Annotated in this window: 19 protein-coding genes and 4 pseudogenes; 10 read left to right on the top strand and 13 right to left on the bottom strand. The window is 61.1% G+C overall.

Features of this window, described 5'->3' with window-relative positions; genetic code table 11:
- Positions 1 to 171 precede the first annotated feature (171 nt).
- On the top strand, positions 172 to 1077 hold the full coding sequence (locus OKW44_RS00205; RefSeq protein ID WP_018420437.1) for a LysR family transcriptional regulator: 906 nt from the start codon (positions 172 to 174) through the stop codon (positions 1075 to 1077).
- A gap of 72 nt (positions 1078 to 1149) precedes the next feature.
- Here OKW44_RS00205 and OKW44_RS00210 read toward each other — a convergent pair whose 3' ends face one another.
- The 6 genes and pseudogenes from OKW44_RS00210 to OKW44_RS00235 form a co-directional block, all read right to left on the bottom strand.
- On the bottom strand, positions 1150 to 2649 hold the full coding sequence (locus tag OKW44_RS00210) for an amidohydrolase family protein (protein WP_018420436.1): 1500 nt from the start codon (positions 2647 to 2649) through the stop codon (positions 1150 to 1152).
- A gap of 39 nt (positions 2650 to 2688) precedes the next feature.
- The gene (locus OKW44_RS00215; protein WP_204357115.1) at positions 2689 to 3537 is read right to left on the bottom strand and encodes an ABC transporter permease; all 849 of its coding nucleotides are present in this window, start codon (positions 3535 to 3537) and stop codon (positions 2689 to 2691) included.
- Complete coding sequence (locus tag OKW44_RS00220; protein WP_113061910.1) at positions 3530 to 4381, bottom strand: ABC transporter permease; 852 nt, start codon at positions 4379 to 4381, stop codon at positions 3530 to 3532. The genes OKW44_RS00215 and OKW44_RS00220 overlap by 8 nt, the downstream gene beginning before the upstream one ends.
- 6 nt (positions 4382 to 4387) lie before the next feature.
- Positions 4388 to 5446 carry an ABC transporter substrate-binding protein gene (locus OKW44_RS00225; RefSeq protein WP_018420433.1) on the bottom strand — a complete coding sequence of 353 codons (1059 nt, stop codon included), beginning with the start codon at positions 5444 to 5446 and terminating at the stop codon, positions 4388 to 4390.
- An 86-nt stretch (positions 5447 to 5532) separates the two neighbouring features.
- Positions 5533 to 6117, bottom strand: a complete 585-nt coding sequence (locus tag OKW44_RS00230; RefSeq protein ID WP_348524895.1) for an ABC transporter ATP-binding protein — start codon at positions 6115 to 6117, stop codon at positions 5533 to 5535.
- Between the two features lie 39 nt (positions 6118 to 6156).
- Positions 6157 to 6513, bottom strand: a pseudogene (locus OKW44_RS00235) (ABC transporter ATP-binding protein); the annotation flags it as partial.
- Between the two features lie 90 nt (positions 6514 to 6603).
- Here OKW44_RS00235 and OKW44_RS00240 point away from each other — a divergent pair.
- Positions 6604 to 7311, top strand: a complete 708-nt coding sequence (locus tag OKW44_RS00240) for an IS6 family transposase (protein WP_429409422.1) — start codon at positions 6604 to 6606, stop codon at positions 7309 to 7311.
- A gap of 195 nt (positions 7312 to 7506) precedes the next feature.
- Here the strand turns inward: OKW44_RS00240 and OKW44_RS00245 are convergent, their stop codons facing one another.
- From OKW44_RS00245 to OKW44_RS00255, 3 genes are all read right to left on the bottom strand, one after another.
- Complete coding sequence (locus OKW44_RS00245; RefSeq protein WP_084754057.1) at positions 7507 to 7830, bottom strand: four-helix bundle copper-binding protein; 324 nt, start codon at positions 7828 to 7830, stop codon at positions 7507 to 7509.
- Between the two features lie 1302 nt (positions 7831 to 9132).
- Positions 9133 to 10146, bottom strand: a complete 1014-nt coding sequence (locus OKW44_RS00250; protein ID WP_018420430.1) for an IS110 family RNA-guided transposase — start codon at positions 10144 to 10146, stop codon at positions 9133 to 9135.
- A gap of 146 nt (positions 10147 to 10292) precedes the next feature.
- Positions 10293 to 11024, bottom strand: a complete 732-nt coding sequence (locus OKW44_RS00255) for an IS6 family transposase (RefSeq protein WP_018420429.1) — start codon at positions 11022 to 11024, stop codon at positions 10293 to 10295.
- A gap of 302 nt (positions 11025 to 11326) precedes the next feature.
- Here OKW44_RS00255 and OKW44_RS00260 point away from each other — a divergent pair, with 302 nt between their 5' ends.
- Positions 11327 to 11944: a dioxygenase family protein gene (locus tag OKW44_RS00260; RefSeq protein WP_018420428.1), complete on the top strand. Its 618-nt coding sequence runs from the start codon at positions 11327 to 11329 to the stop codon at positions 11942 to 11944.
- A 416-nt stretch (positions 11945 to 12360) separates the two neighbouring features.
- Here OKW44_RS00260 and OKW44_RS00265 read toward each other — a convergent pair whose 3' ends face one another.
- On the bottom strand, positions 12361 to 14349 hold the full coding sequence (locus OKW44_RS00265; RefSeq protein WP_026225784.1) for a thioredoxin domain-containing protein: 1989 nt from the start codon (positions 14347 to 14349) through the stop codon (positions 12361 to 12363).
- A 530-nt stretch (positions 14350 to 14879) separates the two neighbouring features.
- Between OKW44_RS00265 and OKW44_RS00270 the strand changes: the two genes are divergently transcribed.
- The 3 genes from OKW44_RS00270 (at position 14880) to OKW44_RS00280 (ending at position 18017) form a co-directional block, all read left to right on the top strand.
- Complete coding sequence (locus tag OKW44_RS00270; RefSeq protein ID WP_018420425.1) at positions 14880 to 15368, top strand: NUDIX domain-containing protein; 489 nt, start codon at positions 14880 to 14882, stop codon at positions 15366 to 15368.
- Between the two features lie 106 nt (positions 15369 to 15474).
- Complete coding sequence (locus OKW44_RS00275; protein WP_026225783.1) at positions 15475 to 16659, top strand: FIST signal transduction protein; 1185 nt, start codon at positions 15475 to 15477, stop codon at positions 16657 to 16659.
- Between the two features lie 320 nt (positions 16660 to 16979).
- Positions 16980 to 18017, top strand: a complete 1038-nt coding sequence (locus tag OKW44_RS00280) for a ribonuclease Z (RefSeq protein ID WP_018420423.1) — start codon at positions 16980 to 16982, stop codon at positions 18015 to 18017.
- A 190-nt stretch (positions 18018 to 18207) separates the two neighbouring features.
- On the opposite strand, the pseudogene OKW44_RS00285 reads toward OKW44_RS00280, so the two are convergent.
- Positions 18208 to 18345, bottom strand: a pseudogene (locus OKW44_RS00285) (alpha/beta hydrolase); the annotation flags it as partial.
- Between the two features lie 134 nt (positions 18346 to 18479).
- Here OKW44_RS00285 and OKW44_RS00290 point away from each other — a divergent pair.
- The 4 genes and pseudogenes from OKW44_RS00290 to OKW44_RS00305 form a co-directional block, all read left to right on the top strand.
- Positions 18480 to 18827, top strand: a complete 348-nt coding sequence (locus OKW44_RS00290) for an MTH938/NDUFAF3 family protein (RefSeq protein ID WP_035470809.1) — start codon at positions 18480 to 18482, stop codon at positions 18825 to 18827.
- Between the two features lie 463 nt (positions 18828 to 19290).
- Positions 19291 to 19512: pseudogene (locus OKW44_RS00295) on the top strand (transposase); the annotation flags it as partial.
- A 41-nt stretch (positions 19513 to 19553) separates the two neighbouring features.
- Positions 19554 to 20291 (top strand): transposase, encoded by a 738-nt coding sequence (locus OKW44_RS00300; RefSeq protein WP_239499076.1) that lies wholly within the window; start codon positions 19554 to 19556, stop codon positions 20289 to 20291.
- A 46-nt stretch (positions 20292 to 20337) separates the two neighbouring features.
- A pseudogene (locus OKW44_RS00305) lies at positions 20338 to 20589 on the top strand (transposase domain-containing protein); the annotation flags it as partial.
- A 350-nt stretch (positions 20590 to 20939) separates the two neighbouring features.
- Here OKW44_RS00305 and OKW44_RS00310 read toward each other — a convergent pair.
- Together OKW44_RS00310 and OKW44_RS00315 are read right to left on the bottom strand one after the other, a co-directional pair.
- Entirely contained in the window at positions 20940 to 22574 is a 1635-nt protein-coding gene (locus OKW44_RS00310) for an NADP-dependent glyceraldehyde-3-phosphate dehydrogenase (RefSeq protein WP_018420419.1), read from the bottom strand.
- A gap of 191 nt (positions 22575 to 22765) precedes the next feature.
- Positions 22766 to 23794, bottom strand: coding sequence for a hypothetical protein (locus OKW44_RS00315; RefSeq protein ID WP_035470701.1), 1029 nt, complete (start codon positions 23792 to 23794; stop codon positions 22766 to 22768).
- Positions 23795 to 23814 lie beyond the last annotated feature (20 nt).

Consider the following 23814-nt stretch of genomic DNA (forward strand, 5'->3'; position numbering starts at 1 on the left):
TCCGCGTAATAAACGTGTGGGTGCCGGCCAGGCACCGCGTGGTCGCCGCGACTTCGCACTTTGGACCTGGCGACCGAATGTACGACGTCATAAAGATCGTGAAAAATGATTTTTTTATCGGTATGGTTTCAAAAAACGAAACCTCTCCGATTTTTCTTAAGGTCCTTCAACTTGACCGATCGACAGACTCAACGAGCCGCAGCCGCGACCCGTCCCGACTTCAGCGAACGCGATTTGCGCTCGCTGCGGATCTTCTGCGCGGTCGCGCAGGCGAACGGTTTCGCCGCCGCCGAGAAACAGCTGAACATGTCGAAGGCATCGATCAGCCGCCATATCCGCGACGTCGAGGAAACGCTCGGCGTGCGGCTGTGCGAGCGGGGGCCATCCGGCTTCGTGCTCACGCATGCGGGCAAGGTCGCGCTCGATCTCGCGCGTGAGGCGCTGATGTCGCTAGAGCGCATTCGGCCGCAGATCGACGCGGTGCGCGGCGTATTGTCCGGTACGCTATCGATCGGCATGGTCGAGCACATCGTCAGCGACGAGGGTTGTCATCTGCCCGAGGCGCTCGCCGCGCTGAAGGAGCACGCGCCGGACGTGGACGTCGAATTGCGCGTGATGACCTTCAACGAACTCGATCTGGCGATACGCGAGCGGCGCGTGCAGGTGGCGATTCGCGGGATGTACCGGCGCGAAGCGGGCTTTCACTATCTGCCGCTGTTTGTCGAGCGTCAGCAGCTGTATGTGGCGCGGCACCGTTTGCGGGATGCGGCGACGCTGCCGCTCGTTTACCGGTCGCAACCATTCGTGCACGAGGCGCTCAACACGCTCGGCATGCAGCGCGGGCCGACGGCGTCGGGTCTTGAAGCGGTCGCGATGCTGACGCTGTCCGGGCACTATGTCGGTTTGTTGCCGCAATTCTATGCAGCCGCATTCGCAAAGCGGCACGCGCTCGTCAAGGTGCCCGAAGGTCCGCTCTTCGAGAACAGGATCAGCGCGATCACCGAGATATCGCGGCCGCGAACGCGTGCGCTCGACCTATTTCTCGATCTGCTGCAGCAATTTCATGGCAGTGAGTGACGCGAGCGTTCATACGCCGACGCGGTCGCGCACTCTTCGCGCTCCATATCGATCGCGTCCGCAAGCGCACCGTCAACCGGGCAGCTTCGCTGTATGAGGTTGCCAGTCGGCCTGCAGCAGCTGGGCCCGCGCGTAGACCTTCTCCATCTCCGCGCGCAGCGGCGCGACGGATTCATCCGCGAGGTCGAACTCCGCGCCCAGCGCATGGTAAGCGGCGTTGATCTCCCGCAGCAGCGCGCCTTCATCGACACACGTGAGTCGTCCGTTGCGCATGACTGCCTCGCCCGCAACAAACACGCTGTCGATAGCGGCGCCGCGCTCGGCATACACCAGTTGTCGCACCGGATCGGTTAACGGCGTGAAGCTGATCGCGTCAGTCCGGTAAGCGACCAGGTCGGCGCTATAACCCGGCTTGATTGCACCGAGCTTGCTGCCTAGTCCGAGCGCCGTCGCGCCGCCAATTGTCCCCGCATGCAGCGCTTCAGCCGCGGACAACCAGCGCGAATAATCGTCGCCGCGTATCTTCGACACCGCTGCTGCGCTGCCAAGCACGTTGAGCATATTGGCGGTGACCGTCGACGCGCAGCCGTCGGAGCCGAGACTCACGTTGACACCCGCATCGAGCAGCGCTCGCACTGGTTGAATGCCCGAACCGAGCATTAGATTGCTCCATGGATTGTGCTGAACGCTCGCACCCGATTGAGCCAGACTCGCGATCTCAGCATCCGACAACCAGACCGCGTGGATCAGCGACGTGCCTGGCCGCAGAAATTTCAGTTCGGCAAGGCGCATCACCATGGACTTGCCGTAGAAGGCTTGCGCCGTTACCACCTGCAGGCGCGTTTCCTGAACGTGGATGATGACCGGCAGATCATGCGTGTCGGCGAATTCGCGGCAACGCGCGAGAAATTCTGGCGTGCAGCGCTGCGGTGCGGAAGGGGCGATCAGCATGCCCACCCGATCATGCTGGGGATGGCGATGCGCCAACTCGCTTTCCAGCAGCGCGAAGAACGCATCGGGAGAGGGCCGCGGCTGCGCACGTAGTTGCGCAAGCAGCGCGGGCGGGAAAATGCTGTCGACCTCCGGGAAGTTATCGACGATCGCGCGATCCATCATCGAGAACCCCACGAGCGCGCGAATCCCCGCGTCCTCGTATGCCTGGAAGACGGCGTCGACGGCGGCGGGGTCAATGGCCTGACCGAGGCTCACGTCGTCGACGAGCGTGGTTGTGCCGCTGCGCAGCGATTCGAGAGCGCCAATCAACGTTCGCAAATAGATTTGGCGCGGCGTCAGCTTCACGGGGCGCGGCGCGCGCACGTAGTGCATCCACAACTCGAGCGGCAGGTTTTCGAGCCGTCCCTTGTGAAAATGCTCGTGCGAATGTTGATGGCCGTTGATGAGCCCCGGCACCAGCAGGCAGTCGTCGAGCGGTATGCATTCGCCGTCGGTCGCGCTGCCGCCCGGCACGATAGCGGCGATGCGCTCGCCTTCGATCACGACGTCGACGCGTCGCGGCTCATAACGCTGTTCGGTGCCGTGTAGTGCCCTGACGTTGGAGAGTATCTTGCGCACGGTTTCTGACTGATCGAAGGAAGGGGTTGACTGCGGCGGCTAGCGAAACTGCCGCGACAAGCCGGCGAGCCGCTCCATCAGCAGCATGGAAATCAGGGTGGCGATAATCAGCACACCCGAGGCCGCGGCCGCCCGCACGTCGAGGCTGTCCTCGATGATATGCCACAGGTGGATGGGCAACACTTCAGATCGCGCGTCCGACAGGAACAGCGACAGCGCGACGTTATCGAACGAATTCATGAACGCAATGAACGCCCCCGACGCAATGCCTGGCACCAACGCCGGCAGTACGACGCGGCGGAACGTGAACCAGCTGCCCGCGCCGAGGCATGTCGAGCTGTCGAGCAGCGCGGGATCGAGCTGCGCATAACTGGCCGACGTCGTGTAAAGCACATACGGTGCGCACAGCACGATATGTCCGGCGAGCAGACTGTAGAACGAGAGCCCCGCGCTTTCGAGGTTGAACAGGATCAGGATACCCAACCCCAGCGCCAGCGACGGAATGGTCAGCGGCGCCATGAAAAACGAATCGAGCAGTCGCGCAGAGAACGTGCGGCGGCGCGCGAGTGTCACCGCGGCGGCGACCGCCAGCACGGTCGCGCAGGCGGTCGCGGCGGCAGCGAGCTTCAGGCTCAACAGCAGGTCGTCGATGATCTCCGGCGAATCGAAGATCAGCGCCTGATACCAGCGCAATGACAGTCCCGGCGGCGGAAACTTCAGCGAGTAGCCCGACGTGAGCGACGTCACCAGTACGATCAGCGTGGGCCCGATCAGCATCAACAGCCCGATGCCGCCCATCAGGCCCATCACTGCATTGAAAGACAGGCGACCCGGCTGGGTGCGGCGCGCCGGCATGACGCCCGGCGCGGCAAGCGTGGAATTAGCCATGGACAAACCCTCTGGTCTTGCGGCCGAAATAGTTGAGCAAGGTCACCACGAGCAGCACGCTCACCAGCAGAATCACGGCAAGCGTCGCCGCAAACGGATAGTTCTGCGTCTGGATGGCCTGTTCGTAGATGTAGAACGGCATGTACATCAGCTGGCCGCCCCCCACCAGGGTTTGAACCACGAACGCACTGACCGCGCCGGTAAACACCAGCAAGGTTCCGCTGAGCAGACCCGGCATCGCAAGTGGCACGGTGATCTTCCACCAGGTGCGCCAGCTGCTGGCGCCCAGCGCATGCGACGCCTCGGGCAAGCGCGTGTCGAGCGAAGTGAGCGTGGTGACGAGCGGCAACACCATCAACGGCAATTCGATCTGCGCAAGCGAGAGGATCACCGCCAGCGGCGTGTACAGGAGCTTGACCGGCTGGCCCGTATGCCCGAGCGCCATCAGCAGCGCGTTGACCAGCCCTTCATTGCCGAGAATGACGACCCACGCAAACGTGCGCACCACCGAACTGGTCAGAAGCGGCAGCAGGATCAGCACGATCAGCACACGCCGCCAGTGCGGCGGGCTCACCACGTACAGATGCGCGACCGGATAGCCGAGCACGATCGTCACCAGCGTGGTCGCGACCCCAAGCCAGAGTGTTTGCCAGAGGATGCCGCAGTTATAGCTGTCGCCAAAGAAGACCATGTATTGGCGAAAGCCGAAATGCGTCATGGCAGTGTCGTTGTGCAGGCTGATCAGCGCGACGAGCAACAGCGGCACGCCCACAAACGCGATGAAGAACAGGCCCAGTGGCAGCACGAGCAGCCAGTCGCGCGGCATCCGGTGATTCTCGTTCATGATGCGTCAGGCCTTGACCAGACGGTTGAACCGGTCGATATATTCAGCGCGGCGCGGATTGATGCGTGCCCAGTCGACCTGCACGAACGACGTCATGTCATTGGCGTTATGAGCGACAGCGGCGAGCGCCGCACCAAACGGCACCTTCGTGTTGGTCGGCGCGACGTAGTAGGGCGCGCTCGTCATCTGCTGCTGCACTTCGACGCTCAACGCGGTGTTGATATACGCCGCGGCGAGATCTGCCGCCTGGGTGTTCTTCACGATATTCATCGTGCTGCGCACCATGCCCCAGTTGCTTTCGGGGCGCGCGAGCGCCACCGGCACGCCCTTGGCCTTCAGCGATTCCACATTGTTGATGTAGTGGCAGGCAATATCCACCTGACCTTGCTGGAACAGCGTGCCGAGTGCGCCCGGATTGGCGGCAACCGCGCCGACGTTCGGCATCAGCCGCTTGATGTAATCGAAGGCCGGGTCCATATGATCCTCGTCGCCGCCCAGCATCTTGGCGAGCGCCACCATCCATACCGTGCCCAAGGTGGAGTCGAGACTCACGAGGCCGACGCGGCCCTTGAATTCCGGCTTGAGCAGATCATTCCAGGATTTCGGCGCGGTCTTCACGCGCTCCGTGTTGTACGCGATGCCATAGACCTGCGCGGACACATAGACGCCCAGACCCTTCGGGTCGACGAACCGCGCGGGCAGATTCGCCAGGTTCGGCACCCGGGCTGCCGGAATGGGTTCGAACACGCCCTGCGCGATGCCCTGCAGGTAGGGACCCTCGTCCATCATGACCACGTCGAACGGCGGGTTGTTGCGCGCGGCCACCAGCTTGGTCAGCGTATCGACCGCTTGCGATGCGGTGAGCACGGCGCTCACGCCCGCAGCCTTGCGAAACGCGGGCAACAGGATCTTGCGTTGCGACTCTTCCCACGCACCGGGAAACGTGGTGGCGGCGAGGGATTGGGACGCGGCCATGGCAAGCGGGCTGCCTAGCGACAGGCCGACAGCCCCCGCTGCTCCCATCAGTTGCAGAAGCTTGCGACGTTGGTGATCGATCAGCGACATAGAACCTCTGGATGGATAGTTAAACAGGATGAACCGGCGATAACGAAGCGGGAGGCAGGTTGGACCAGGACGATCGTGACCATGCGCTAGACACCTGCGGTATTGGATTGCGCTGCCTTGAACGTGCGCACTCGCGCACCCGGCTTGAAATCGAGCGCGACGCGCATGCCAGGGCGCAAGTCGGCACCCTCTGCGCGTGGCACGGAAATCTTCACGGTCTGTCCGGCATCGGTCTGCAGATCGACCACCAGCGTGGGACCGATCGGCATCGCCAATTGCACTGTAGCCAGCAACTGACGCGCGCTGTCGCCGGGCTGCGGCAACTGCCACGCCCATTGCTCGGGGCGAACCGCCAGCAGCGCCGCGCCGGCGTCGCGCCACGGGCCGGGCTGGGCAACGGTCAGCACCGTGCCATCGTCGAAGGTCGCCAGGCACTGGTTGCCGTGCACGCGCAAGGTGACCGGCAGCAGATTCGCCGTGCCGACGAAGGTGGCGACGAAGGGGGTTGCGGGCTGATCGTAGATCGCGACCGCCGGGTCGTATTGTTCGAGCCGCCCGCGATTGAGCACCGCGACCCGGTCGGCCATGCTCATGGCCTCCTCCTGATCGTGCGTCACCATCACGGTCGTGATGTTCAGTTCGCGCTGCAGACGGCGGATTTCGATCTGCATATCGAGCCGCAGGTTTTTGTCCAGCGCCGCAAACGGCTCGTCGAGCAGCAGGATGCGCGGCTCGACGGCAAGCGTGCGGGCCAGTGCGACGCGTTGCTGTTGACCGCCCGACAACTCGCGCGGATAGCGTTTCGCAAATGCCTCCATGCGCACCATCTCCAGCATCTGCATGGCCTTCTGAGCAGCATCCCGACGCGCGACGCCGTTGGCTTCGAGACCGTAGGCGACGTTGGCGGCGACCGTCATGTGCGGAAACAGCGCGTAGTTCTGGAAGACGATGCCCACGCCGCGCTGGCGTGGCGCGAGGCCGTCCACGCGTTGCCCGCCGATATGCACTTCGCCCTCGGACTGAACCTGCAGACCGGCAAGGATGCGCAACAGGGTGCTCTTGCCGCAGCCCGATGGGCCGGGCTCTGGTGCAAATAGCGCGGGGGCGAATCGGTTAAGGTGTCAGGCTGAACGAATTGAGAACCGACGATGAGCAAGCTGAAGAGCCTTGACGAACTGTTCGCAGGCCGTCACTTTGACCGCGATGTGATCATTCTGTGTGTTCGCTGGTACCTGCGCTACAAGCTTAGCCTGCGCGATCTGGTCGAGATGATGGCGGAACGGGGTCTGTCGCTGGCGCACACGACGATCCTGCGCTGGGTGCGGCGCTTTGCGCCGGAGTTCGTGAAACGGTGGAACCGCTTTGGCAGGCCCACCGGGCGGTCGTGGCGTGTCGACGAGACTTACCTCAAGCTGCGCGGCAAGTGGGTCTATCTTTATCGAGCGGTGGATCGGGTGGGCCAGACAGTAGACTTCATGCTCAGCGCCAGGCGCGACGTGAAGGCGGCAAAAGCCTTTTTCAGGAAGGCAATCGAACATCAAGGCCAGCCACCGAAGACCATCACGCTTGATGGTTATGCAGCCTCGCACCGCGCCGTGCGCGAGATGAAGGCCGATGGCTTGCTGCCTGAGGACACAAACGTCCGATCCTCGAAATATCTCAATAATCTGGTCGAGCAGGACCACCGCAACATCAAGTCCCGGACGAAAGTCATGCTCGGCTTCAAACGTTTCAGGACCGCAGCGATTACTCTCTCAGGTATTGAGTTGGTCCATCGTATTCGCAAGGGCCAATTCAGCCTCGCGAAGCTCGGCCTCAAAGATACCGCTGCGCCCGCAGTTTGGGAGGTTGTCCTGTCTGCTTGATGAGGTATCCTTTCTATAACAAAAATCTCGTCCAGACCGCCTATTTGCACCAGAGCCATAATTTTGTCCATGGCCCGTCTCCTGAAGTTCTGCACCTGGCCCACCCAGGCGTATGTGGCTCGGCACACTTCGGTGCGCAACCCACGATACCCGAGACGGGCCCCTGCGGTGTTCACTCAGCAGCGACCATTATGTCTAGATTGCCCGGCAGGCTTCCGCGCATCTCCGGGACGCATCGCTGCATGTTCCGCAGTGCTCGGGTGCGTGCCGCGCACATTCATCGGCGCACTCGTCACAGATCCGTGCGCAGAGTTCGCAAAACTCGGGTGCGAAATGGCTTTGTCGAGCCAAGGCCGCAGATGTGAGGCGGCATAGCGAAGCGCAATCGGCGTTGAGGCGAATACATTTGGCCATGTTAACCCGGCCCGGTTCATCGAGGCAGGCGGATGCGCAGCGATCGCAGGCAGCGGCACAAGCATCGCAGGCTTCAATAGACGGCTGATAGATTTCGGGGTTCATCGACGAAGCTCCAGCTTGAATAGAGTTGTTCGGCGTCCGCCGCGTGCTCTCCTCGAAGGCAAGGCGCAACGTGTTGCGATAACTTCAGGGCGGACCAGCGCGGCTCTCATAGCAGCGTAGTCGCTCGTGTCGGTGCAGTAAAGCGAAGCTACGAGCCGGATTCCTCGCGAATAGCTTCGTTAAACGTTTCGAGTTTGATTCACTGTACCGGTTCGCCGCGGTTCCGGAAGAGATTCTTCGAGACAAGGTGAAAACTGAGGCACTAATCTCCCAGGTCGACGCTTTCCGCGATGGCCGCTCGGTGATCGACATTCGTCTCAACCGAAGCGTCCCAGTGCGGCCAACTTTCCTTGGACCAGCGGCGATAGCAGATGAGTGCAACGACCGCAACGGTTGCCGCCTGCTCCAGTGGAGCGGTGGCCGTTCTATCCTTGAAAGCTGCCGCTCAGTCTGCGCCTGCTCGAGGGGCGGCTCAGGGTCGAGCTTGTGTGAAAACACGCTGATCGCCTAGACTGGATTAACTCGGCTTTGTCACCCATTGAAAGGCCGTTGGAAAGCGGTACAGCACTACCCGCAAGGCGCGGCCTTGCGTTGTTGCAAAGCGGTCGCTGGCCCCGTGCGAAGCGAAACGTCGCGGCGCACCCGGTATTTCGTTCATCTGGTTGCGGAACTGATCCGCACCAGTCACCCATCGGGTTCAAGGCGAGTGCCGGTGTTCTGGCCTTCGCCCCTGGCTCACGTGGAGCCCCAGAAAACCGTCGGTACCAGGCCAATGTCCAAGGGGTGAGACAACAATGTGGTTACCCGTGTGGGTACCAGGCTTGCTCGGGCTCATGGTCTGGGCGTCTCAGTCGTTACGCTGCATCGGGAATGGCCGGGGGTGTGTCCCAATCAACTTGCTGGTTTGATGCCAACAATGCCGCCGGGCTCGTCACCCCCCGCCAAGGTCAGCCGAAACATCGGTTGAGGTCAAAGGGTTTGCCCTCCCTCATCATGTAATAAGCGGCACGCGCGAGCTTGTGTGCGAGTGCCTTCATAGCCACCCATCGGGTTCAAGGCGAGTGCCGGTGTTCTGGCCTTCGCCCCTGGCTCACGTGGAGCCCCAGAAAACCGTCGGTACCAGGCCAATGTCCAAGGGGTGAGACAACAATGTGGTTACCCGTGTGGGTACCAGGCTTGCTCGGGCTCATGGTCTGGGCGTCTCAGTCGTTACGCTGCATCGGGAATGGCCGGGGGTGTGTCCCAATCAACTTGCTGGTTTGATGCCAACAATGCCGCCGGGCTCGTCACCCCCCGCCAAGGTCAGCCGAAACATCGGTTGAGGTCAAAGGGTTTGCCCTCCCTCATCATGTAATAAGCGGCACGCGCGAGCTTGTGTGCGAGTGCCTTCATAGCCACGACGGGCAGGCGCTTTGACTTTTTGCGGTCATAGAAACGTCTGGCCTGTGGACAGCAGCGCAACGCTCCAGCGGCGGCCTCGACGAATGCCCAGGCAAGGTAACGGTTGCCATTGCGTGCATTGCCTTCGCCCTTTTTCTTGCCGTTGGAGATGCGCTTGCTGTCCACGCAGCGGCAATAGGAGCTGAAATGGCCAACGCTGGCGAAGCGTGCGATGGTGCCGGTTTCGAGCATGATGGTGGCCGCAAGGATGTTGCCGATTCCGGGCGCACTCTTGAGGATGTCGAACTGTGGGCGCAGCTTGACTTCCTTGTGGAGAATGGTCTCAAGCGCCTGAATCTCTGTGCACAGCGTATGGAGCACGGCAAGGTTAGCCATCAGCGCGCGCTCGACGTGCGGCGGCAACGCGAGTGCTCGCACCGCTGCGTCGTCGAGACGTTGCACGTGTTCTCCATTGATGCGTAGATTGAGCTGCCTGGCGAGCAGGCTTTCGATACTCAGGATGTTCAGGGTACGTTGCTGGACAAGCTGCATGCGCTTGCGCGCCAGGTCGCGTAACGCGCGTTCGTGAGACGGATAAATGTAGCCTTCGGGCAGCAATCCAAGCCGAAAAATGTGGGCAAGGAATACGGCGTCGTGTTCGTCACCTGAGTACTTCAGGCCCTCGTACTGCTTGATCGCTGCAGTATTGGCCAGATGTACGGCAAAACCGTCGGCCATCAGTCCGTCGACAAGCCAGTACCAGTTGAACGTTGATTCCACGATCACTCCCTGCAGTTCATCCCGATAGGGCTCCAGCGCGGCCACTATGAGTTGTAGATCATTGGCAAGCCGCTTGCAGTACAGCACCCGGTCCCGGTCGTCAATCACGGCGACTACGGCGTTGTTCGAGTGCAGATCGATGCCGCTATACTTCATTTCAGCCTCCTGAAAGGGTCGGTTGAGGGCTGCATCTCAACTCTAGACCCTGGCCGCCCCCTTTTCTTGGGCGGCCAGGAGGCCTTTCAATGATTATCAACTTGACGAGCACAGGCTATGTTTTTGGCTAAACGTAGGTATCCTGATCAGATAGCATGCTCGATTTCAGCATCCACGGCCCAACCATGCCAGACGGCGAGGCGTTTCTTGAGTATGGCGCGATGACATGCTGCGTTCATCTGATGTCTGGGCAAGGCGAAGTGCTGCCGGATCGGGCCAAAGCATGAGAGAAACGCCTGGGTGCGACGTGCATCGCGAAAGCCGCACATGTGCCGTTCGCGCCTGCGGGTCGGCTGATGGCTGTTCTCGGCGCGATTGTTCACGCGTGCAGCTGCTTTGACGAATACGTGCTTCACCTGAGCGAGTTCGGGAATATCAGCCTTTGCTGCCGGGTAACTGCGCAACTGGTCCGTAACAATCCTGCGCGGCACCGGGTTCGAACGCAGCACCCGCAGGAAAAAGCGCTTTGCCGCAGCCTTGTCGCGCCGCTTTTGCACCAGCACATCCAGTTCGGCGCCATGTTCGTCGACCGCGCGCCACAACAGATACGGCTCCCCCCGCAGCGTCACGAACATTTCGTCGAGGTGCCACGTACTGCCCGGCTCGCGCCGCACCGCCCTGGCGCGCCGAGAAAATCCAGCGCCGAATTTGTCGCACCAGCAACGGATCGTTTCGTATGTGACTACGACACCACGCTCGAGCAACAACTCCCCGATGTCGCGCAGGCTCAGGCTGAACCGGAAATACCAGCGAACAGCACAGCTGATGACGACAGCGGGAAACCGATGACCGTGATAAAGCGACTTCGTCTTTTTCATTGCTTCATTTTACCGCGGCAGGTCCTCTAACCTGACAGCGCCGTGCTTTCCATTCATTCAGGGCATCCATGAATCTGGACTTTGGCCGAACCGGCGCCCAATAGACGATCATCCAGTTCCTGCAAGGCTCGCAGACAAATTCGATCACTAGAAAAAAGGCGCAACCAGTTGATTGGAATAAGCGCTCTCGCCGGTCGTTTGCGCACACGCCGTCTCACCGGAGATTTCTGGCTTACACTGATCGGGTGAAGGGTCCGTCATCTACACGGCGGCGGATCTGACGTGTGGATACGAGGGGACGTATGATGCGGATCGCACGTTCGAGAAAAGGGCGTCGAGACTTTCTTCGCAAGTCGGGCGTGGTGGCGTCTTCAGTTCTGCTGGCGGTTTGGCGTGAGCCCGAGCACGCACTGGCCGACGAGCTTTCGCCGACGCCCGCATGCAAAGACCATCCGGAACAGACACCGCCGCAAACGGAAGGGCCGTTCTTTTTGCCGCGCTCGCCGCAGCGCGCCTCGCTGCTCGAGCCGGGGATGCATGGCACGAAGATTGTTCTGACTGGCCGCGTGCTGTCCACGCAATGCACGCCGGTAGTGAGCGCGCTGCTTGATTTCTGGCACGCGGACGACAGCGGCGAATACGATGTCGACGGCTTCCGGCTGCGCGGCCATCAGTTCACTGACAGCCAAGGACGCTACCGCCTCGAGACCATTGTCCCCGGCCTGTATCCGGGGCGCACGCGACACTTCCATGTGAAGGTGCAGGCGCCGAACCGGCAGGTCCTGACGACACAACTCTATTTCCCCGGCGAGCAGCGCAATTCGCGCGATTTCCTGTTCGATCGAAGGCTGCTGATGACGATCGACGACCGCAGTGATCGCAAGGCAGCCCAGTTCGATTTCGTGCTGACGCTTGGGTAGCTCCAGTTGACGGCTCTGATGTGATGGACGACTCCCCCAGCGATGCCGGCAGGCCTATGCCAAAGTAGAGACGTCGTTACTCGCCTTTAGGGGAAAGGAGCGTCCCTCACATCAGAGCCTTCCGGTCCAGCCCCAGGGGTTCACTCCAAACTACGGCCTGAAGCGTGTCAATTCTCGGTGAACGTCAGCGGCTGGTGCAACTCGCCATGACGCCGACCCAGCCCTGTCGTCTAGTGTCGCATTTGGACCGTCATTCACACGCGCTCAACCCCGAGAGTCAGGATTTAGGTGCCAGCGTGGAGCGGCAGCGGGATAGTACGTACCTGCTGCGTCGGGGCGCTTAGGGGTCTTGGAAACAATTCCAATCGAACGGCACCTCGTCGATGCCTGTCAGGTGGTGATAGCGCCGGGTTGCATCACGGTGCACAACACTCAAGGAGCGCCTTGCCGTCGGTCACCGGTGCGGCGCACGTGCGATTTCGGCACACGTAGGCGGCAGGCCGGCCCTTGACCGGGTGGCGCCCCCGGCCGATTGGTACGTCTTCGGCAAAGGCCAGCACGCGCGCGGGGAGGTATGCGCGGTGAACGCTTGTTACGAGCGCGGCGGCGCCCGATTTGTCGCCCGCAAAGACGATCTCGAGCGGGCCGCGTTGCGCGAAGTCCCGGGCGGCAAGGAGGTGCGCGAAGCCGGCTGGCGCCCTGGCGGCTGCGACCTCGTATCTCCGGAATTCGTGTTCGGCGCGGTCACGGTAGAGATCGTGGCCGGTGAGTTCATGCAGGCGCAAGAAGGCAAACACGCTCGTAGAGATGCCCGACGGCCAGGCGTTGTCGTAAGGCGCGCGCGGCCTGCGCACCAATGGCTCGCCGTCGCACGGGGTGAAATACAGCCCGTCCTCCCAGAACTTATCGAGAATGAGTGCCGCGAGTTCGATCGCACGATCGAGATAGCGCTTGTCGAAGCAGGACTCGTAGAGGTCGAGCAGCGCGTTGCAGAGGAAGGCGTAGTCCTCGAGAAACCCCGGCACCTTTGCTGTCCCGTCGTTCCAGGCCCGATAGACGCCACCGTCGGGCAGGGTCAAATTGCCCTGGATGAAATTCGCGGCGCGCTTTGCCGCGTTGAGATACTCGGGGATGCGCGTCGCCTGGAAAGCGGCACAGAGCCCCTCGATCATCAGGCCGTTCCAGCCGGTGAGAATGTTGTCGTCCCGAGCCGGGCGCACGCGCCGGCCGCGCGCCGCCAGCAACCGCTCGCGCCAGCCTGCCAGATGCGCTGCTTGCAGCCCATCCAGCTCGACCGCGAAGTGGAGCACCGTAGCACCGTGTTCGAAGTTGCCGTGTTCCGTCACACCGTAGGCCCGGCATGCCAGTGCACCGTCGGACTCGCCGAGGACTGCCTTAACCTCGGCGGGTGTCCAGACATAGAATTTGCCTTCCATTCCTTCGCTGTCGGCATCTTCGCCGGCATGAAAGCCGCCGTCGGGGTGCGTCATATCGCGCAGAACGTAGGCGATGGTTTCCTCGAAGATGCGGCGCCACGCCTGCTTGCCGGTCAGGCGGTAGGCGTCCGCGTACAGCTTAACGAGCTGGCCGTTGTCATAGAGCATTTTCTCGAAGTGCGGCACGGCCCAACGTGCGTCGACACTATAGCGGGCAAACCCGCCGCCGAGTTGGTCATAGATACCGCCCGCTGCCATCTGGTCAAGCGTGCGTCCCAGTGCGTCAAGAAGCGTGGCCTCGCCAGTTCGATGATAGACGCGCAGCATGAGATCGTAGCAGCCTGGGTTGGGGAACTTGGGCGCGCCGCCCAGCCCGCCATGGACCGGGTCAGTGTCCCGTGCCAAGGCGCGGCCTGTCTCTGCCGGCAGATCCGCGACTTCGGTGGCTTCACCGCCCAGGTTCGCTTGATCGAGCTGTCGGAAACCTTGCCGAAACTGCGCAATGGTGTCGCGCAGCTCTTCTCGCCGATGCCGCCAGGCTTCGCTCAGACTCGTCAGCACGCGCACGAGCCCGGGGCGGCCATAACGGTCGTCTGGCGGGAAGTAGGTGCCGCCGAAGAACGGCTCTCCTTGCGGCGTGAGGAACACGGTGAGCGGCCAACCGCCTCCCTGTCCCATCATCTGGCTGACTTGTTGGTAGATGTCATCGATGTCGGGACGCTCCTGCCGATCGACCTTGATGCTGATGTAGCGCTCGTTCATCAGGCTGGCAATACGCGGATTCTCGAAGGATTCGTGCGCCATGACGTGGCACCAGTGGCACGCGGAATAGCCCACGGAGAGCAGCACCGGCTTGTTTTCCTCGCGGGCGCGGCGAAATGCATCTTCGCTCCACGGATACCAGTCCACTGGGTTCTCCGCGTGTTGGCGGAGGTAAGGGGAGGTTTCGGTGGCGAGTCGGTTCGTCATGGCAGTCTCCAGCCGGACTTACGCGCCGGTCGTGATGACAAATGTCGCGCAGACTCGTGCGCCCTGCAAGCGCGGCTGGCGGACTTGATACGAGCGTCATCAGACTGAATTGGACGGCTTTTGCGCTTCTTCTCAGATGTCCGAAGGGTCCCTGGGAGGAGGGTGTCTGCTATTTCTGACGCAGGTTATCGTAGAGGATGCCCTTGAGATGGGGGAGCAGACCGACGTTTGAAGCGGGCGACGCGTCATGTGGCGACCCGGTGCCGGCCGCCGCGTGCTAATGGCCGTTTCCGGAAGCTGGTCAATCGGCGCGTTTGAACACCATGAGACGGACGCGTCCGCCAGCAGGCGGCCATGAACGGCCGGTCGACATACATCCCTGGATTGTTGACAATCGCTATCTCGAGCGGGAGCAGCCACCGGGTAGACTAAGGCCTCCAAAACAATGGTGTGACAGACGCTGAAGGACTTAAGCCGCACGAACGCGGCGACCCGGAAGATCCTCTGACCATGGAAGGAAAGGAGAACTCATGCCAAGCCTCGAGCGAGCGCGACCGGCCATGCTAATCGACTCTGTCTGGCGTATGGTGCTTCGCCTCGGCTTTCGGCTCGCCCGCACCTGGTGGTACCTTCGACGGCCTCACCATGAGGGCGCGCTTGTAGCAATCTACGTCGGGCGGGCGCTGTCGCTGGTGAAGTCATCGTACCGGGCCGAGTGGAATTTTCCGGGCGGTAGTGTCCGGCCCGGGGAGACGGCTGAGGCAGCAGCGCAGCGCGAAATGGAGGAGGAGATCGGTCTCCCGTCGTACCCGTTACTCAGTGCGGGCAGTGCCTGCGGCATCTGGGACGGGCGAAGAGATCGGGTGCATTTCTTTGAACTGCACCTCGATTCACTACCCGAGCTGCGGCTTGATAATCGTGAGATTATCGCCGCGCAGCTGGCATCGCGGGACGAATTGCGCGGCATGGCGCTGACGGAAGCGGTCGCTGCTTATCTTGGCGGAAATCTCCGCTGGTAGTAGCCAGCCTCGGCGGCCGGCTTGACCGCGGGTTTCTCACCGGCAGGGTGAACATGCCCTGCCAGCGGAGGTCCAAGTTATTGTTGTCTTCGACAGGTTTCCGCCAATGTTTCCCGCTTCGTTTGTCCACGCTCACGCTGCCCACGCCGATTGGCGGGTGGCCTTGGCCGAGTGCCAGCGGCAGGTTCAAACCCAGATTGCGGCCCGTGCGGCACAGCAAGACGAATCCGCACCGTTCACGCTCGGTTGGTGTTACCTGAGCGACTATTACGCACCCGCGTCCGAGGCGATCCTCGATGAACTGCAACGGGGTCAGCCCGGCGTCGCCTGGGTCGGTACGGTAGGCGTCGGCGTGGCCGCCAGCGGCATCGAATATATCGACGAACCGGCCCTGGTGCTGATGGTCGCGCCGCTGCCACGGGAATCGTTCCGGCTGTTTTCCGGTCTGCAACCACTGCCTCCGGCATCCTCCGGGTTTGTGGCACATACCGCGCTGGTGCATGCCGAGGGCAGCACGCCGGACGTGCAGGAATTGCTGCACGAACTGAGCGCCCGCACGACCACGGGTTATCTCTTCGGCGGGCTATCCTCGGCGCGAAACCGTCCGTTACACATGGCGGATCGCGTGTTCACCGGGGGTTTGTCCGGCGTGCTCTTCGGCCCTGAGGTCGGTCTGATCTCGCGCGTAACGCAGGGCTGTCAGCCCATCGGGCCGGTGCGCAACATCACTCAGGCCGAACGCAATCTGGTGGTCACGCTGGACGGCATGCCCGCACTCGATTGCGTGCTGCAAGATCTTGGACTCGACCGGGATCTGCCATTCGATGCGTTGTCGCAGGCGCTGTCCACCACCCTGGCGGGTTTGAGCATCGGCGCCGAAGACGTACCTAAAGGGCCTGGAAAGTTCGGCGCGGATACGCTCGTGCGACACCTGGTGGGCGTGGATCTCCAGCACCGGGTCGTGGCGATTGCCGATCTGGTCGAGCCCGGCATGCATCTGGCCTTTTGCACGCGTAACCCCGAAGCCGCCAAGGTCGATCTGGTGCGCATTGCAACGGAAATCCGCGCGGAACTGGAAGGCGGCACGGCGGGGCACATGTCGGGCGCCCTGTATGTCAGTTGCTCGGGACGGGGCGGCCCGCACTTCGGAGCGCGGCATGCGGAGTTGCAGACGGTGCGAAAGGCGCTAGGTGAGGTGCCGCTGGTGGGATTCTTCGCCGGCGGCGAGATCGCAAGGGATCACCTTTACGGCTACACCGGGGTATTGACGGTCTTTACGAGCCGGGACTGAGACCCGAGCTGTATTGATTTTTGCTCCGTAGCAGGAAGGAGACCCGTACCAGTTTTGTCCACCTGAGGGATGGGCCCATATGAGAGGACCGGTTGTTTGAGTGACGCGTCACTGGCCCCATATCGGAGCAGCTACTTAAACGACGCGGCGCGACTCCTCGAAGTCTACTGAACACTTGCCTGAACATGCATATAGACTCGGGATTCTTCCGATAACCGCTGACGCACATCTGCAAATCGAGGCGGAGGTCCGCGCCTCGATCGTCCCGGCGGTTCGGCCCGGTACGCCAACAACCATTCGTGCGTCGCGCTGACAGATCCATGCACGCCCTCTTCGAACCATGGCTTGTCAATGACGCGTTTGGCGACCCAGGTGTATACGTGGACTTTCGCGACGAGCGGCGGGCCCTCCTTTTCGATCTCGGCGATATCGCCAGGCTGCTGCCCCGCCAACTGATGCGCATATCACATGTGTTTGTCACCCATACGCACATGGACCATTTTTCGGGCTTCGATCATCTCTTGCGTGTGACGCTCGGGCGCAAGGCTGGCATCGTGATGTTTGGCGGACCCAACTTTCTTGCACAAATCGAACACAAGCTGAGCGCCTATACCTGGAACGTTGTGCATCGTTACGAGGTCGAGCTGGTGATCGACGCGCGCGAAATTGGAGTGGACGGAGGCGGGCAGCGCGCACTCTTTTCAAGTCGGCGACGGTTCGCCCCCGAAACCGTTCCATCCTTTGACCGATCAGGTGACGTGGTGTACGACGAAGCAACCTTTCGCGTACGTGGCCGCTTTGTCGATCATGGCATCCCGTGCGTTGCGTACGTGCTCGAGGAGAAGGTCCGCGTCAACGTCGCGAAGGACCGGCTCGCGACGCTGGGGGTGTCGACGGGTGGGTGGCTGCGCGAACTGAAGCACGCGGTGCTGACCGGCGCCCCTGACGAGGCAATAATTGACATGCGGTGGCGCGACCGGCGTGGCGAGCACGCCATGACCCGGCAGGTCGGCGAACTGCGTCACCTGATTCTCGACATCGTTCCTGGGCAGCGCATTGGCTACGTAACGGACTTGCGCTACACGGAACCGAACATAGAGACGCTGTCGCAGTTGATGCACGACGTGGACCTGCTTTTTATCGAGAGCGTATTTCTTGACGAGGACAAGGCGCATGGCCTGCACAAGAATCACCTGACGGCCCGCCAGGCCGGTCTGATCGCGCGCCGGATCGGAGCCCGGGCGGTTGTGCCGTTCCACTTCTCGCCACGATACGAAGGACGCTCGGCAGCACTGATTGCAGAAGTGCAGGCGGCATGGTCCGCTACGTCGGCGCTGGTTGGCGAAAGGCCTGGTTAGACCCGGGATGCTTCACTACCGATCGCTCGCTCATCGTCCAGGGACCACTTTGGCCACCCGGCCACAATTGGTAAAGGGGAGGTTGCCCGCGACGTTGCGATCGCACAAGGTTGCAAGGTCGAATGGAGCGCGTATCGGATGCCGCATACGGTGTGCGAGGAGGAGATCGAGGCGCTGCGCATGTGGCTCGGCGCGGGCCTCGCGCCGGGTTAAACGCTGTGGCGCAAAACTTGCGATGCCCGGCATGCCCCGCATTGCCATGAAAGACGATGGCTGTACCGCGCGCGGCTTCGGCCGGCTCGGCCACGAGACCCCGGGAGTTTTGTGGTGTCGCTTTGCCCTGGTTGGCCACCGGCAGAACGCATTCTGCGCAACGCTGCCTCCAACCTATAATCATTGTGTTGGACGAGCGCTCTGTTGACGCAATGAGTGGCTGCCAGGACAAAATTCGCGGAGATGGGTATGCACTTCGAAGCGTTTTCCTTTGGTTCCATCCGTATCGATGGCGTTACCTACCAGCATGACGTGGTGATCGACCATGGGCAGGTTCGCAAACGCAAGAAGAAGCCATCCAAGGCGTTCCGCGAGGCCTTTGGGCATACACCGCTATCAATGGCAGAGGCGATCCCATGGAAATGCCGGAGGTTGGTGATTGGCACCGGTACTGGAGCATTACCGGTGATGGACGAGGTCAAGCACGAGGCCGAGCGTCAACAGGTCGAACTGGTGATCCTGCCGACGGCGGAAGCCATTGCCAGACTGAAGGAGCAACCCGACGAGACCAACGCGATTCTGCATGTCACGTGCTAGGCGCAAGGGGCGCGGTGCGAGTCTGCATTGAACATGAGCAGCATTTGGTATGTCAGGTGAGCCCGTCCATCATGGGTCACGCGGTCAGTCTGCCGTTTCGAAATCCGATCCATGGACGTCGGGCCAGTCCTCAACAGCTCGAGCCGCCGAACGCTGCTCGCATTTCATGACGTAGCGACGCAGCCGGGCACGCTGCCAAGGCACGCGTCGAGGGGAAAGCGGGAGCGCTTCAGAGCGCCCCCTGGTAGTTCGCATCGTCTGGCCGACAAGCCGATTGAAACGCCACAGTTCGCCAGAACGCCTTGTCGCGAAGCGCGTGGCGGGCAGCCCCGTTACAGTGTCGCTATAACTACTGGTTGCAGGTTTTTCGCAGGGGTTAAAACGGGCGGGGAGGCCGGCTGGGTAAGGGATTGGAGCGGTTGTCGTCGAAGCGGCTAGAATCCATCAGCTTTGCTGATGGAAAATGGCCCAACGCCAAGCCCGACAACGGATTCCGGTGGAATTGAGCGAAGCGCAATTCAACGAATTTGTCTTGCCTCATTTGCCACGGGGTCGTCGAGGCCCGCTGCCGCGACTGCCGTTGTACAGGATCTTCAACTACATCCTGAAGGCGCTGTACCTTGGCTGCCAGTGGCACATGCTGCCGATCGACAGGAATCAGCAGGGTCGACGCGAAATCCATCCGACGAGCATTTACCGGATCTTTCGTCGCTGGCAGGCGAGCGGATGTTTCGACGCGATATTTCTGGCCTCAGTACGCCGACTCCAGCAGGACCAGTTGCTCGATCTGTCGATCATTTACGGCGACGGCACAACGACTGCGGCAAAGAAGGCGGCGACAATCTCGGTTTCAGTGGTCACAAAAAACTCAAGGGCTGCAAGGTCGTGGCTTTCTGTGACCGGAACTGCAACGTCATCGCACCGTTCGTGGTCGCACCCGGCAATCACAACGAATCGCCGATGTTACGCGAGGCATTGCCCACATTGATGAAGACCGCCCGCGAAGCAGGCCTGGCACTACACGGCACCATCGTCAGCCTTGATGGCGCCTACGATTGCCGGGTGAATCGCAAGGCCATCTTCAATCGTGGCATGGTGCCCAACATCAACCCGAACCCGCGACGCAGGAAAAAGCCCAAACCCGGCCGCAAGGCGCTGTTCGAGCCGGCCATTTTTAAAGAGCGCTTCAACACCATTGAGCGGCTGTTCGGCTGGGAAGACAAGTTTCGCCGTCTGCTATTGCGCTTCGAACGCCTCAGCCCTCTTCACTACGCGTTCAAGGCACTCGCGTACACGATGATCAACCTGCGGCACAATGCCGCATCTAATCGAACGGCGTCGCTGAGGTTTTCCGTTCCGGCGCAGCGCGTCGTGATCCAGCTCACGCGTACCTTGCCCCATTCACCCTTTATCACCTCAATCCGGTCTTCAATTCAGTCTGGTCTCAACCGTTTGCAATCCTGACGACATGGCGAAAGCCCATCATGGCCGATCACATCAAAACCTGCAACCAGTAGGGCATAATCCCTGCGAAAATTCCATTCGCCCGTTTGTCGTCGCACGCAAAAGCTTCCTGTTTGCCGATACAGTTGCTGGTGCACATGCGAGTGCGAATCTTTATTCGCTGGTCGAGTCAGCAAAAGCCAACGGCATCGACCCGTACTGCTACCTCACCTGGCTGTTCCAACGTCTGCCACTGGCGAAGACCATCGACGACTACGACGCGCTGTTGCCGTGGAAGATGCCCGCCAATCTCCACTGACCCTTCTCCCTGCCACACAATTTACGCCTCAGAGCACCCCTGAGTGGCGTCGTTCGTGGACCGCATACGGACAACCCGCGAGGCAACGCCGAATGGAGGACACGTTCCGCTGTAAAACTCAACCGCAAATCTATCCGTCGAAGCGGGTCAATCTCAAGACATCGTGACTCGCGGTCCCATCCGGCTCATCGCGCCCCGCTTGGGTTTGCAGGTTCCCATGGGGCGGCTACCGAAGTGCTGTACGGATTGAATGCGTCGCAACACTCCAGTTATCAACGTTGTCAGCTCCACGAGAGCAGCGGACTTTTTCTGATCACGTCGTCATGGCGCTCGATCTCCGCATACCGGGATCACAGAATGAACCCGGTATTGACAAATTTGGAGTCGCGGTCAGTAACAATTGCTTCCAACAGCGCCTTGCTGTTGTCCGTCTGTTTGGCAGCAACCATAGAACGGATCGAGAAGGCCCGTAGTGCGTCTGTCACAGACAATGTGCCTTCTGCCGAATCTTTCCGTCCGGCAAACGGAAACACATCTGGACCACGTTGACACTGGCAATTGAGGTTCACTCGGCACACCTGATTGACGAGTGGATCGACCAGCGCGCCGATCTGGGTCGGATCCGAACCGAAAATACTGACCTGCTGGCCGTGATCGGAAGCCGTCACGTACTCAAGTGCGGTTTCGACGTCATCGAACGGCGCCACCGGAATGATCGGACCGAACTGCTCCTCCCGGTACAGCATCATGCCCTCGCTGACCGGATAGACCACTGCCGGATAGAACAGCGTCTTGCAGAACAATCCACCTGCGTTGTTGACCACGCCTGCGCCTTTGGCTTTGGCATCGTCGATGGCCTCGGTCATGTAGGCGGTGCGGTGCATGCCTGGCAATGGTGTGATACTGACGCCGTGTTCCCATGGCATGCCCACCTTCAGCTTCGCCAGTTCCTCAGTGAAGCGCTTCAGGAACAGCTCGACGATCGACCGGTGCACCAGCAACATCTTCAATGCCGTGCAGCGCTGGCCATTAAACGACAACGCCCCGAGCAGGCACTCCTTCACGGTCAATTCAAGATCCGCGTCGGGCAAAATGATGGCGGCATTCTTCGCATCGAGACCGAGGATGGCACGCAGCCGATGCGACTTCGGATGCTGTTTCTTCAGATGGTCCGCCACCTTGCTCGAACCGATCAGCGCCAGTACGTTGATCTTGCCGGACGCGAGCATGTGCGGCACGACAACCGCACCAGGTGCGTAAATCGTGTTGATCACGCCTTTAGGAAACGCGTCGCGGAACGCCTCGAGCAACGGATAGAACAGCAACGTGCCGTATTGCGGCGGCTTGAATACCACCGTGTTGCCCATCAGCAGTGCAGGAATCAGCGTCGCGAAAGTCTCGTTCAGAGGATAGTTGTACGGGCCCATGCACAGCACGACACCTAGCGGTGTGCGCCGGATCAGACCAATGGTGCCCTCCGCGATCACAAAGCGCGAGTTGCTGTTGTCCAGGTCCTTGAGTGCATCGATTGTGGCGAGCATGTAGGTGACTGTGCGGTCGAACTCCTTCTGAGAGTCAGTGAGACTCTTTCCGATCTCCCACATGATCAGATTCACGATCTGAGCGCGCTGCGCAACCATGCGCTTGATGAAGTCCTGCATGCAGCCAATACGCTGGGCCACGGTCATTGTCGGCCATTCGCCGCGGCCCGCGTCGTAGGCACGCACGGCGGCGTCGAGTGCCGCGTCGCTCTCCAACTCGCCCATCACAGGGTAGCTACCGATTGCGAGTTGCTGTACCTCGCCGTCGGGTTGCCTCACGCAAACCGGCGACAGCACGGTTTTGCACGTGCCGACCCACGGTCTGAGCTCGCCGTCCACGAGCGACACACGCTGATGGATCGGTGAGGACAAACGGGCTTCTACCGGCACCTCGTCGGTGGACGGAAACAATTTCTGCAGACTTTCAAAGTCGATCGTTGACATGGATTTTTCTCCGTGTGCCTGGCATCGCATCCTGTCTCACACGCATGTGATCCGGATCGTAAAGAAGGAGAGCGGGTGTCCAGGGAATATTGAAATGGCACTTTCAGGGCAAATTCCGGGCGGCGTTCTCCCAAAAATCGTCAGCTGGCTTCTCCAATGGCACAACATTTCCCAATATCGCGTCGACCTGATTATTGAGTCAAGACCTCAAACCGGTAGGCGATTTCGACAGGCTCGCCTGGTTCGATCACGACGGCGGTCGGCACGCCACGCTCATTGATGGGGTTCACGGACAACGCGGCGCGGCAGCCGAGTTCAAAAGCACTGGCAACTGGCTCGACGCCAAGACACAGGTTCCTGCTATTCCAGGGACTATGGCTGCGGCCGCGATTGCTGATCCACAACAGCAGGGATGGAAGTACAGCGGCGTCCCAACTGAGCCGATACGCGACCTGCGATTCGTCATCGGTCAGAACGACAGATCCGTCAGTACCACAAAGCTGGACGATTTCTTCGGTATCGTGGGCGAATGGAAAACGATCAAACGCCCCCGTGCCGCCCGTGCGCAGTGGCACCTTGTCAAGCTCATTGAAAATCGCGCCAGGATCCGCGCGCGACACGCCGGGTTCGGGGCCGCCCGGGTGAACGACACCAAACTGGAACGTGCCCGGATGGATCTGAAATGCACCAGCGACCGACGGCAGCGCCAGATTGGGATGCAGACCGATCGGACGGCGCGTTCTTTTGCGCGCCTGAACCTTCAACACGAAATCGATCGCGGGCCCATCGGGGTCGGCGCGGATCACCCGTACTACGCGGGCGATCGACGAAGCAGGCGGATACTCGAGCGCGACCTGGATTTCCAGTTCCGTCTGTCGCACGAGGGTCCAGTCGCCCGTACACGCGTAACCGTGAAGCAGATCGTCGCTCGCATCGAGCGGGTAATCGTGTTCGCGGACCGGCGTCGCAAGGCTCTGCTGCCAGCTCTCCACGACGGTCTCGGCAGCCCAGGGAGTGCCGAAAGGCACACACGGAAATTCGCTTCTCATATGCCCGAGCAATCCTGGCGGATGGGCTGAGGCGTCGCCGATCCATGGCGCCTCGTAAAACGGCTGCAGTTGCCGCTTGTCTCGCACAAGCGTCACGTCGCTGAGCATCCCGCCTTTTGAATGAACATCAAGATGGCCATGGGGCCACTCAAGGTGCCAGACTGTATCCATGATTGTGGTTCGCTTAACAG

Origin of the sequence: Paraburkholderia lebeckiae (assembly GCF_050436325.1) — a bacterium.
GTDB lineage: Bacteria > Pseudomonadota > Gammaproteobacteria > Burkholderiales > Burkholderiaceae > Paraburkholderia > Paraburkholderia tuberum.

Excerpts from the sequence above, each read along its gene's own strand:
- OKW44_RS00270 (WP_018420425.1), top strand. The coding sequence starts at position 14,880 with ATGCCAAGCCTCGAGCGAGCGCGACCGGCCATGCTAATCGACTCTGTC.
- OKW44_RS00300 (WP_239499076.1), top strand. The coding sequence starts at position 19,554 with ATGTTTCGACGCGATATTTCTGGCCTCAGTACGCCGACTCCAGCAGGA.
- OKW44_RS00220 (WP_113061910.1), bottom strand. The coding sequence starts at position 4,381 with ATGAACGAGAATCACCGGATGCCGCGCGACTGGCTGCTCGTGCTGCCA.
- OKW44_RS00315 (WP_035470701.1), bottom strand. The coding sequence starts at position 23,794 with ATGGATACAGTCTGGCACCTTGAGTGGCCCCATGGCCATCTTGATGTT.
- OKW44_RS00280 (WP_018420423.1), top strand. The coding sequence starts at position 16,980 with ATGCACGCCCTCTTCGAACCATGGCTTGTCAATGACGCGTTTGGCGAC.
- OKW44_RS00310 (WP_018420419.1), bottom strand. The coding sequence starts at position 22,574 with ATGTCAACGATCGACTTTGAAAGTCTGCAGAAATTGTTTCCGTCCACC.
- OKW44_RS00265 (WP_026225784.1), bottom strand. The coding sequence starts at position 14,349 with ATGACGAACCGACTCGCCACCGAAACCTCCCCTTACCTCCGCCAACAC.
- OKW44_RS00225 (WP_018420433.1), bottom strand. The coding sequence starts at position 5,446 with ATGTCGCTGATCGATCACCAACGTCGCAAGCTTCTGCAACTGATGGGA.
- OKW44_RS00260 (WP_018420428.1), top strand. The coding sequence starts at position 11,327 with ATGATGCGGATCGCACGTTCGAGAAAAGGGCGTCGAGACTTTCTTCGC.
- OKW44_RS00290 (WP_035470809.1), top strand. The coding sequence starts at position 18,480 with ATGCACTTCGAAGCGTTTTCCTTTGGTTCCATCCGTATCGATGGCGTT.
- OKW44_RS00250 (WP_018420430.1), bottom strand. The coding sequence starts at position 10,146 with ATGAAGTATAGCGGCATCGATCTGCACTCGAACAACGCCGTAGTCGCC.
- OKW44_RS00230 (WP_348524895.1), bottom strand. The coding sequence starts at position 6,117 with ATGCAGATCGAAATCCGCCGTCTGCAGCGCGAACTGAACATCACGACC.
- OKW44_RS00245 (WP_084754057.1), bottom strand. The coding sequence starts at position 7,830 with ATGAACCCCGAAATCTATCAGCCGTCTATTGAAGCCTGCGATGCTTGT.
- OKW44_RS00215 (WP_204357115.1), bottom strand. The coding sequence starts at position 3,537 with ATGGCTAATTCCACGCTTGCCGCGCCGGGCGTCATGCCGGCGCGCCGC.
- OKW44_RS00255 (WP_018420429.1), bottom strand. The coding sequence starts at position 11,024 with ATGAAAAAGACGAAGTCGCTTTATCACGGTCATCGGTTTCCCGCTGTC.
- OKW44_RS00275 (WP_026225783.1), top strand. The coding sequence starts at position 15,475 with ATGTTTCCCGCTTCGTTTGTCCACGCTCACGCTGCCCACGCCGATTGG.